Source organism: Priestia sp. 10L35 (genome assembly GCF_056395685.1).
The window spans coordinates 1-10,071 of record NZ_JBFTKA010000029.1; the positions used below are offsets into that span (position 1 = coordinate 1).

At 33.7% G+C, this 10,071-nt stretch carries 11 protein-coding genes; 5 read left to right on the plus strand and 6 right to left on the minus strand.

Going from position 1 to position 10,071, the window contains the following annotated elements:
* Positions 1-32 precede the first annotated feature (32 nt).
* The 5 genes from AC1DEF_RS28695 to AC1DEF_RS28715 all read right to left on the minus strand — a co-directional run bounded on the left by AC1DEF_RS28695 (position 33) and on the right by AC1DEF_RS28715 (position 5,243).
* Positions 33-1,007, minus strand: coding sequence for a TIR domain-containing protein (locus tag AC1DEF_RS28695; RefSeq protein WP_477727712.1), 975 nt, complete (start codon positions 1,005-1,007; stop codon positions 33-35).
* Positions 1,008-1,023: 16 nt separating this feature from the next.
* Positions 1,024-1,482 carry a TIR domain-containing protein gene (locus AC1DEF_RS28700; protein WP_477727713.1) on the minus strand — a complete coding sequence of 153 codons (459 nt, stop codon included), beginning with the start codon at positions 1,480-1,482 and terminating at the stop codon, positions 1,024-1,026.
* Between the two features lie 564 nt (positions 1,483-2,046).
* On the minus strand, positions 2,047-2,637 hold the full coding sequence (locus AC1DEF_RS28705) for a MerR family transcriptional regulator (RefSeq protein ID WP_477727714.1): 591 nt from the start codon (positions 2,635-2,637) through the stop codon (positions 2,047-2,049).
* A gap of 591 nt (positions 2,638-3,228) precedes the next feature.
* Positions 3,229-3,897 (minus strand): hypothetical protein, encoded by a 669-nt coding sequence (locus tag AC1DEF_RS28710; RefSeq protein ID WP_477727715.1) that lies wholly within the window; start codon positions 3,895-3,897, stop codon positions 3,229-3,231.
* Positions 3,898-4,328: 431 nt separating this feature from the next.
* Entirely contained in the window at positions 4,329-5,243 is a 915-nt protein-coding gene (locus tag AC1DEF_RS28715) for a hypothetical protein (protein WP_477727716.1), read from the minus strand.
* A gap of 200 nt (positions 5,244-5,443) precedes the next feature.
* Here AC1DEF_RS28715 and AC1DEF_RS28720 point away from each other — a divergent pair, with 200 nt between their 5' ends.
* The 5 genes from AC1DEF_RS28720 to AC1DEF_RS28740 all read left to right on the plus strand — a co-directional run bounded on the left by AC1DEF_RS28720 (position 5,444) and on the right by AC1DEF_RS28740 (position 9,250).
* The gene (locus AC1DEF_RS28720) at positions 5,444-5,602 is read left to right on the plus strand and encodes a YlcI/YnfO family protein (RefSeq protein WP_477727717.1); all 159 of its coding nucleotides are present in this window, start codon (positions 5,444-5,446) and stop codon (positions 5,600-5,602) included.
* A 112-nt stretch (positions 5,603-5,714) separates the two neighbouring features.
* Positions 5,715-6,098 (plus strand): response regulator transcription factor, encoded by a 384-nt coding sequence (locus AC1DEF_RS28725; protein WP_477727718.1) that lies wholly within the window; start codon positions 5,715-5,717, stop codon positions 6,096-6,098.
* Between the two features lie 277 nt (positions 6,099-6,375).
* Complete coding sequence (locus tag AC1DEF_RS28730) at positions 6,376-6,633, plus strand: hypothetical protein (RefSeq protein ID WP_477727719.1); 258 nt, start codon at positions 6,376-6,378, stop codon at positions 6,631-6,633.
* Positions 6,633-7,055 (plus strand): hypothetical protein, encoded by a 423-nt coding sequence (locus AC1DEF_RS28735; RefSeq protein WP_477727720.1) that lies wholly within the window; start codon positions 6,633-6,635, stop codon positions 7,053-7,055. Before AC1DEF_RS28730 ends, AC1DEF_RS28735 begins: the two co-directional genes overlap by 1 nt.
* A 911-nt stretch (positions 7,056-7,966) precedes the next feature.
* Positions 7,967-9,250, plus strand: coding sequence for a replication protein (locus tag AC1DEF_RS28740; protein ID WP_477727721.1), 1,284 nt, complete (start codon positions 7,967-7,969; stop codon positions 9,248-9,250).
* A gap of 529 nt (positions 9,251-9,779) precedes the next feature.
* Here AC1DEF_RS28740 and AC1DEF_RS28745 read toward each other — a convergent pair.
* Positions 9,780-9,983 (minus strand): hypothetical protein, encoded by a 204-nt coding sequence (locus tag AC1DEF_RS28745; RefSeq protein ID WP_477727722.1) that lies wholly within the window; start codon positions 9,981-9,983, stop codon positions 9,780-9,782.
* Positions 9,984-10,071: the final 88 nt, after the last annotated feature.

Sequence of the window (10,071 nt, forward strand, 5' to 3'; positions counted from 1 at the left end):
CGCCTACAACGTCTTGTCTGTTTGTTGTTAACTTAACTACTACTGGGTTCTTTCTCTTCATATCTAACGCCTCCTTTTAAAAGCAATCTAAATACTGAAATCAGTCCGGCATTGTTGGCTTCTAATTCAGAAAGAATGGCAGTCTCTGTATGAGTATCTATATGTTGATTAGTCATAATGTGAACCGTCAATATAGCGACATTATTTATAGGGCAACAAAAAATGTACTCATATAAAGAAGAGTCTTCATCATCGTATAAGTCCTTCTTCTCTCCCAGAACAAGTTGTTGTTGTTCATAGCACTTTACTACATATTTATCTTTTTCAGAAATGTTAAAACAATGATTAGATTTTAATGTACCAGAACAACCTATCTGATGTAATTCTTCCTTTCCGTTAAAGGCAAATAATGTAGCCCCACGGATATCTGCATTAACTAGGTTGTTTACGCTACAATTAAATTGCTTAATAAGCTCAGCTAAAACTGGGTCATAAACCTGCGTACTACAACTAAAACTATCCAATGCTACCCTCAACAGTTCTTTTCGTCGGTCGATGTCATCAAGTATTTTTCTTTTACCTCCAACATCATTCAAGCATTGTTTTATCCTGGTCGCTACAGGACCAAGAGCTGCAACAAGGTTTGGGTGTCCAGTATCATACCTGAGAGGTTCTATGCCGTTCAGGTATTTTGTAACCTGATTCAGCTGTATACCGGTTTCAGTCAGTACTACGTACCTGTTTTTCCCTAGTGTACCACATATCAAACCAATTAAAAAGGCTACATTTTCCACTCCACTGCTAATATCTTGAGCAGTGAGAATTACAACTCCAAAATCCACTTTCTTTAATGCATCCATTATAGTATCCCTTTTATCTTTCATCCCATGCCCTATGCATTGACTTTCTAGGATTGGATAAGAAAATTGATTTAAATTAACCTGAAGTTCATTAGCAATTTGAATACCGTTATCTGAACATGCAACAAAAATTAGTGGTTTCTTCATTATTTTCTACCTACAACTAGGTTAGCTTTCCTAACCCCTGCATCTTTCTGAGAATCAGGTTGCACGGTGCCCCTAAAGCACCTTCAAGGTTCGGGTGATTCGGATCATAACTGGCAGGATTAAATCCAATTAAATCCGTAGGTAGATGAAATTTTTCACCTCTCGGGGTAATATAAAATGTTCGATCCTTGCCTAGCTTTCCTATAAATAAGCCCATTTCGAAAATGACATTATCTCTTACCGTTGCATACTCTTCCTTTCTTATTTTCGAAACGTCTTCAGGCTTAAAAACAAATATAGCAAAATCATATTTACTCAGTGCTTTAATAAGATCATCTAAAGTCGAGCTAGAAGGTTCAAAAACACCTTGAGTCCAAATATCTACATAACAGGTATGCTCAAAATTCAATTGAATTGCGTGAGCAACTTCTAATCCTTCAACCGAGGAACCTATAAAAACCCTATATTTTTCCAAATGCATCTCCTCCTATTTTCCTAGTTTCAATTCTATCATATTTTCCCATTCTAGTAAGCGATTACTAGGAGTTTCCCGTATATTTTTCGGAAATTCGTAATTCATTTACAAATTCATTTTTCTCCCAAAGACGATGAAATACGAATATGTAACTAAATATAGTGAAGATTATATTTAGTTACATAAAACCTTAGTACACTAATAATAAACTTGAATTAGTTCTACAAAATTTATTTTAAATCCTCAATTTAAGGGAATTTAATGTCGAAGAGGAAATTATTAAGATCATAACCATTATGTAACGTCCTTTTTCCATGACCAGTGAATAATTCCAGTACTCTATAAAGAAAGTGTAGATATGACAACTTCACTGAACATTAAATCTATATTTATAACTACTATATAACGGTAGTTAAACTTAAGTTTAATTAGTTATCAGCTTTAACTTTAAGTTAAATTTATGTTTTATTAGTTCACCTCTAATTAAACTACCTATGTAAAATGCACAAAGTCTGGATGATCACCAGGCCTTGTGCATTTTACATTTTTTTATTCCTTTTTGTCCTATTTTCCAAATAAACGAGCAAATAAGCCTTTTTTTTGATTCTCTTGTTTAGCAGCTGCTACTTCATTTTGAGCAATTAGTAACATTTCTTCCTTTCTCTCTTTCTGGTGTTCTCTAATATGTTCTAACAGTTTAATGTCTCTATCTTTCACATCAAGCCTATGTTCATTTAACTGTTTCTGAAGAGAATCAATTTTTTTGTTTTGCTCCAATATTAATTTTTGCTGTTCGGCAAGAGCTTGCATAAGCATGTCTAATTTTTCATTTGTAACGTCATTATAATATTCATTTTCAGTAGATACTTCTGTAACGTCTGGAGTTATAGAATCTTTCATATACATTGGTATAACACCTTTTATCGCCGTTTCAAGGGTTATACCAGGTCTGTTTTTAATATCTGTAACTCTTCTAAACATTGAAATGTTTGTATCGGTATAAGCTCTGTTACCTTTTTCATCTTTATGAAATACAAAACCCTCTGATTCGAAAATCCTAGCGTACTTAGTTACTGTCTGTCTTTGGATATTTAATTGTGACGCTACTTCACCAGGAGAATAAAGGGCTTCAAGACTTCCTTGTAACCCATCCATAACTTCACCTTCCCTTATAACGGAATTACAAAACGAGTTATATAACGGATTATAAATAGAGTTATAAAAACGTTATATAATCATTTCGCTATATTAACCCTATAATCCTATCATATAAAAGAAACAACTATTAGAGAATAATTCAGCGTTTCATAGCCCGTCCATAATATACTAGCTAGGAAACTTATTAGTATTACACTATTTCCAAATGTTTTTGTAATACTAGTTTATCAATTGATCTAAGATTGACCTTCCTTAAAATTAATCAATTAGTAATAGAATGTTTTAACCGTTTACTCAATATATAAAATTTGCAAGCTCTAAAATTTCCCTCCATGGTAAACCTGGTAATTAAATTAGATAATTAGATGTATAAAAAATGTTGTTTTTATACATCTAATTAAGGTGACTCTATTCACAGATGCTTGTCAAATCAACGATGTATAAAAAGCTGCATAAGCGATAAAATTAAAAAGCAAACGAGCCCTTGTGTACCAAGGGCTCGTTTTTTTGATGTGTTCCGGAAAGAGTGATTATGTTAACTAGGAATGAATATGATATACATTTATTCCTAGTCTATGACCTTTAAACTTAATCAAAAAATTTATAATAACTAGAGTCTCGTACATTTGGGTTTTTAGGGTTGTAAAATCTCATAACGCACATAGGACATTCGGAAATGAAATAGCTTGTAGTTTTAGGATCTGTCCAACCTGCACGATGAAGCCACGAGTGAAGCATAGATCCAGCAACTTTCAAGTCTGTGAATTCAGAATTATCGAGTTGTTTAGGGTTGATTTGAAGAGATAATGGAATTCTACGTTTACTTGAAGCTGTAGGAGCGTATATGGTAGTGGAACTTCGAGGATCTATGGTAGCTGGAGGTGATTTTCTAAAGCCATTGTCTCTAATTAATTGTGTCAATTGGTTCATCGCTAAGTTGGTAGCCGCGATGGCATTCGGAACGGAGGATTTGGACCATACAGGTTTGAAATTTTTGGTCGCATAACGGTTAGTACAGGCTGCTAATTGTGAAGTACCTGCATTTGTACCTCCAGCCCATTTCTCAATAAAATGACGAGCCCATTGAGCTAATACATCACCTATGGCGTCCTTAATTCGTTGCTCTTGTTTATCGGTAAAGCTATTAGAAATTTGAAAATAGATATATTTTGGTAGATCTGAAATTCCTGCAGGTTTAGGTACAGGGATTTGGATTATATGATAACTCCTCAGAGACTTCTTTTTACACTTTTTCAAACACTTCTTCAGACATGTTTGCTGACACTTTGTGCATTTGCTTTTCTTGAGACACGTCTTTTTATGTTTCTTACCTTTACTTTTTTTACAGGTAAGAGGGATCAAATAACACTTTCCATTTTTGGATGTTAGTATATAGTACTTGTCCTTGTTTATGATAATCATCCTTTCATAAGAGTAAGTTCATATCATTATCAGTTTATGCTATAGCTTTGAGAAGGATTGGACATGTTTTGGTATTGAAAAAGCCGTTAGATCTATAACTCTAACGGCTTTTTGTTCTGGCAACACTCATTATGTTAACTAGATTTGTATGTGATTTACATCTCTTTCAGTCTGAAAATTTATGCATTAAACACATGGGGAAATCTGAAATACTGCAGAATGTAACAAAAACTTATATATGAATAAGATAATTTTTTAAGACTTATTTAGGGATGATCTAGGAAAGTAAAACTACCATCTAATATAATTGGTTCAGATCTGTTATCTCTCCAAGTTATTGTTGTATAAATATCACTTTCAATTCCTTTCTGTTTAGTATAGGAAACTTGAAGTGCTTGGCTGTTAGATGATAACGTATAAGTTAAAGTATTTAATCCACTCCCTTCTACAATAGAAATTTCAACATTTCTAGCTGCACCTTCTGTTCGGAGTGTTGGCTTAAATGTATATGTGCCAGGAGGTAGTTTTGCATGACCCTGATAAACCATATTAACTGTTGAATTAATATCATTATTTGAAAAATAAGCTTCGTAATTCCATTCTGAGTTACCAGTTTTTTTATGCTCTATTTTTATACCTGTATGGGCTCCATTCCAACGTGGAGAAAAATAATAAAATTTAGGTAAAGAGATGGAATTTAAAATCTGATTTACATATTGATCAGCATCTGCAGCTGTTCCTACATATTCAATAATAGCTTCTACTCTTACACGTATACTAGCTCCTGCACCAAACCTTTCTCCTCTTGCACGAGCACTTCCAACTATTCGTCTTGTGAGTTTTTGGTATTCTTCAATTTGGGTTCTTGTATTCTTCCATTTTGTATCCCAATTTGCTTTCCCCCATACTTGTGCATATTGCCATTCAACTCGGCCTTTAAAGCGACCTTCAATATCATCTGTATTTATAATTCTATATCCTGCTGGTTTGTATCCAACATTAAATGTTGCATCTCCTCTTCGTGTTTCTTCATGTGTTTTATAATCTATAATCACCCACCCATCGTCAGGAAAGTATTCTTCAGGAGGAGGATTATCTGTAGTTGGATCCATCCCCCCACTTGCATGAGCTTCTACAGTAAAAGCATTTTTTATAGTTCTACGTTCTCCAATTGTGGGCATATTTACCACCTCTGATAAAATTATATTTTTATCAGAGTATGAATATTAAGATGAATAATTCTAAAAAGCTTTAAAAAAATCCATATAGAAATAGTATTAAATTTTCATGGGTGAATTCTATTGACTATGGAATTTATATCCTTTAAAATTCTAATTAGCACTCAAATGAGTGCGCACTTAAATGAAGGGCGATGAATATTATGCCTAAAACACAACCTGGATTTAAGCGTTTAAATGCTGATATTCCAGAAGAATTATTTAAAGAATTTGCAAAGAGATGCATTGAAGAAGGTGTGAGCAAAAAAGATTTTCTTGTTCAACTTTTGGAGAAAGAACTCTTTAAAGATTCAACGAAGTAAAAGAAAGCAAAATAAAAGGGCACTTCCTCTGCAAAGGAAGCACCCCATGTAACACTCAATATAGACTCTAATTATAACATGGGTTGCCCTCAAAAAATAGGAGGGTCTTATCATGGATCAAACCGAAAAATTATTGATAGGTATCGAAAATATTTTAAGTGTTGCTTCTGATTTAGTACAAGAAGTAGATCGTCTTAAACGTGTTGAAGAAGAATGTCAGATGCTTAAAGAAAAACTTTTTTTGAAACAACTTACGTCATCTGAACAAGACGTTTTTGCTCTCGCACTTGATGGCCATTCTGTTAAAGAAATGCAAGATATTTTGTTCAAAGAAGAGAACACAATTAAAACTCAGAGACGCAGCATTCTACAAAAATTAAACGTTTCTTCGATGAAAGAAGCAATCGATTTTTATAAAAAAATTACCCAGACTTCTTCTCAAAATTTCACGAATTATCATCAAGAAATCTTTCAAAAACTCGTTAAAACTTCATAAAAGTTGAGGGGACGTTAAGTGGACAGTAGGTCAACAATTGCAAAAAGGTGTAAGATTTGATGTCGACACTAGGTCAACATTAGATGTTTTTTTCACTCTTCAGGTCAACAGCAGGTCGACAGACTGGAAGTTTTCGTGGTACCACTTTTTTCGAGGTGAAAACGTTGTGGTGCTGGGCTTTGCCCAGCATATCACAGCCATGTGATATCAAAAACCCCTTATGCTCTTCTCTACTCGTACTGGAAATTTTGCAATCTGATAGAAAAGGAATGATTTCATGGATATCTTTTTACGAAATATTGATCCGGTTGCTATGCAAAAAGTTGATGCACTTGCGAAAGGAAATGGGATGTCTCGCCAACAATTTCTTAAAGAACAATTTGAAGTATTAGCTTTTTTTGATGAACAAGTAGAAAGAGAAAAAAGATTAGAAGCTATCATTGATCAGAACATCGAAATGATAAAACAATGTGCGATATCAATTGAAAAGATGAATGATATTATCTATGAACTGATGGGAGATGTGGAGGAGTAATGGAAACACAACGACGTATGATTACACTTGATAAAGAAACGGATCAATACATCCAAGATTATATGGCTGAACATAAACTTCGTTTCCCAGGAGAAGCAATTATGGATATCTGTAAAAAGTATCGAGAAGAAAAAAAGAAAGAATGGTCGTTAGACTACATTACGGAAACCGTTAGTGAAAATCTCAATGATGCATTAAAAAGCGAACTTAAAAAAATTCGATTAGGAACAAATAGTGCCGATAAAAACACACAAATTCTTATTGAATTTATGAATGGATTATATTTTCACCATGGCTATCAGGGAATTATGACAACGGACCTTCAAGAGTTAGAAGAAACTAAGCTTGCCAAAAAAGTTGTAAGTGAACGTATTGTAAATCAAAGACAAAAACGGCTAGATAAGGAAAATCTTAAAGGCTAAAATATCCTTTAAGGCTAGCTAGGTAGGCTTAAGCCTACTTTTCCTTTTAGCACATGAGGTGAATATAGCTTAATATGTAGTTATTGTGGGACAGAAGGATTAGAAAATATCTGCTCTTTTTGTGGGGCTAATTTAAATATAAAAAGACCAACACTAAAAGAATTTGTGGTTTTAGAGGACGTTGAGAAGCCTTTTAATGAACTTTCGTGCTTTCATACGTATGATTTGTTAGTTTTGCTGCGTTTAGTACGTAAGGAAAGGGCAAAGGCTTATGATTAATGCTAATGCTCTAAAAGATTGCTAGGAGCCCTAAAATTGATTTAACAATGTAAAACTATTCTAAAGGCCTATATAACCTTTAGAAACAACGTATGAGGCTTATAAAGCTATATTAATTGAATGAGAAAAATTACCTTTGTTAAAAATTGAATTAACGATACATGAGATTTGGCACCTTATCTTCAGTGAGTAAATCTTCTTTCTACAATACTAAAAAATACATCATCTCTGATCCTATAAATTTAGGTATGATGAAGTCGACTCCTGAAAAAATAGAGAATAGAGTACAGCTGAAAATACTTGTTTTGATATATTTTGCTAATTTTTATTGAATTATGAGACTAATTAACGCTATAATGAAACTAACAAAAACGTGCGGATAGAAAAAAGACTTCAACTGTTTAAGTAGTGTTACAGCACCCTTAAACCGTTCCCCCTAGTTACGGTAGGGAAAACACTTGTCGAAGTCTCTTGTTAATAGTTTCATTATCGATAAGATAAAACTTATGGTTTTATTTTATATGAAATTGACATCTATTTCAAGGGCTTCGTTCATCTAAATCCAGACATTGTTTTCCTTTCATTAGGGAGACAGTGTCTTTTTTGTATTCCTTAAAGGAGAAGATGAACAGATGAACAAGGTTTTGACTTGCTATTTACCCGATGTAAACACCTTCAATGGACGATTTAAATGGTTATGGAAAGAAACACCGACCCTTCGTAAAAAGAAAGAAGCGTTTATAGAAAGACTTCGTACTTACTTTAAACAACAACGAGAAGCTTTACATAAAGTATTCCCTAAAAAACGTATGGAAATGTTAGACTACGTAATTTATAACCTTGTTGCCACAGGTATTCAAGCAATTCACTCAAAGACACTTATGGAAAAGTTTGATGTATCTCAAAGTACCGTTTCTCGCTTTGTAAAATCATTAAAGGAAACACCGTTTATAATCGTGGCACGTTATATCAAAGAAGATACAACAGGTGCTCATCCTGATAGCTATGTGTTTATCCTTAAAACTCATAAGAACTTTGATCAAATTTGTGAGGAAATCTTTTTTGCACACGATACAACAGGTATTCAAACGCTTCAACAAGAAGAAATGACAACTCCTGTGACAACTCCTGTGACAAGTCCAGAAAGTACTGAAAACGTTGATACAAAAAGCTTTGAGGACGAAAAAACGTCGTCCCCCTTTATTAACCTTGATTTACCTAAAAATCATTTAAATAATCATTTAATATCTGCTTCACAGTCATTTGCTTATATCAAAGGTGTTCCTAAGAAAGTAAATCATGTGTACGCAGGAAAATATGGTCATCAACTAAAAGACTTTTATGCTCGTATTCAAAATGCTGCAAAAGCAGTAAAACGAGATACAGAGATTGAGATTATCAAAGAGCAGGTACATGAAGTCGCTTATACAGCCATTGTTGGTTTAGATAAATATGTCCATGAGGCGAATCATAAGGGTACTACCCTATCACTGGATGACATGTGCCGTCTTATTTATCAAATTGCTTACAATCAATTTATGAATTTACTTAAAGGGAATACAGAAGAACAAGCATCTGGGTCAGACATACATACTGAAGCTGAAACAACCCTATTTACGCCTAAACAGATCATCCGTAAGGAAATGGTTCCTGCTTGGTTACAAGCTGAACAGGAGCAAAAAGAGTGTACACAAGATACAACTCTCTCTCTAGATAAGCAGCTTGAAATGATTCAATTAAAACAAGATTTAGGGCAAGAACTAACACCAGACGAAGAAACTTTGCTCCAAGAGCACAGTTCTACGTACAGTTCGTTCGAAGTAGCGCTGCTGAAGCAGGATCTAGGACAAGTCTTAACACTACAGGAGCAAGCTTTATTACAACAAGATAAGCAATTACAGGACACAGTTTCGTAATAGAAAAGTTAATCAATATCTTCGAATATATAATTTAACTACTTTACAATAAATCGGTAAATTTGCCGTGTAATCATAATGCCATATAGGAGGACCTTGACAGTCTTTGACGTGCGAAAAGAAAGTTTACCTTTTTGGCCTTTTGAAGCGTAAAAGAACAACGAATTTATCATGTATGGATATGTTTATTTTATACCTTATTATTGAAAATAACTTTGTTTGAATAGTGTTGAAATCCAACTAATATTTCTTTGCTTCATTCACTAATTATAAAATTTGGAAATGGGTGACTTTTCTTTAGAATCCTGTTTCGTGATCTATTAGGAGTAGTTCGACTTAAATTAATAGAGTAGAATTACTAATGAAAAGGTGCTTAAACTTAACTGAGAAATCGTTTTACATTCATCACTTTACATAATCCTAAAGATACGAAAAAAGCTAAATCTACGTAGATTTAGCTTTTAGCGACATTCATCATCTTCTTAATATACTTAAGCTGACAAATGTGTGAATGACATTTATTATTGAACTAAATAATATAAAGATCCTCATCTGGTTCCTTCGTAGCAATGATGCGGACATTTCCTTTTGAATCCAATATTGTAGGGCCGTCAAACAAACCGTAAGTTCCTTTATCATCTAAAGTGCTTTTTACAAAAGTAGGTTCAATTACGCCTACAACGTCTTGTCTGTTTGTTGTTAACTTAACTACTACTGGGTTCTTTCTCTTCATATCTAACGCCTCCTTTTAAAAGCAATCTAAATACTGAAATCAGTCCGGCATTGTTGGCTTCTAATTCAGAAAGAATGGCAGTCTCTGT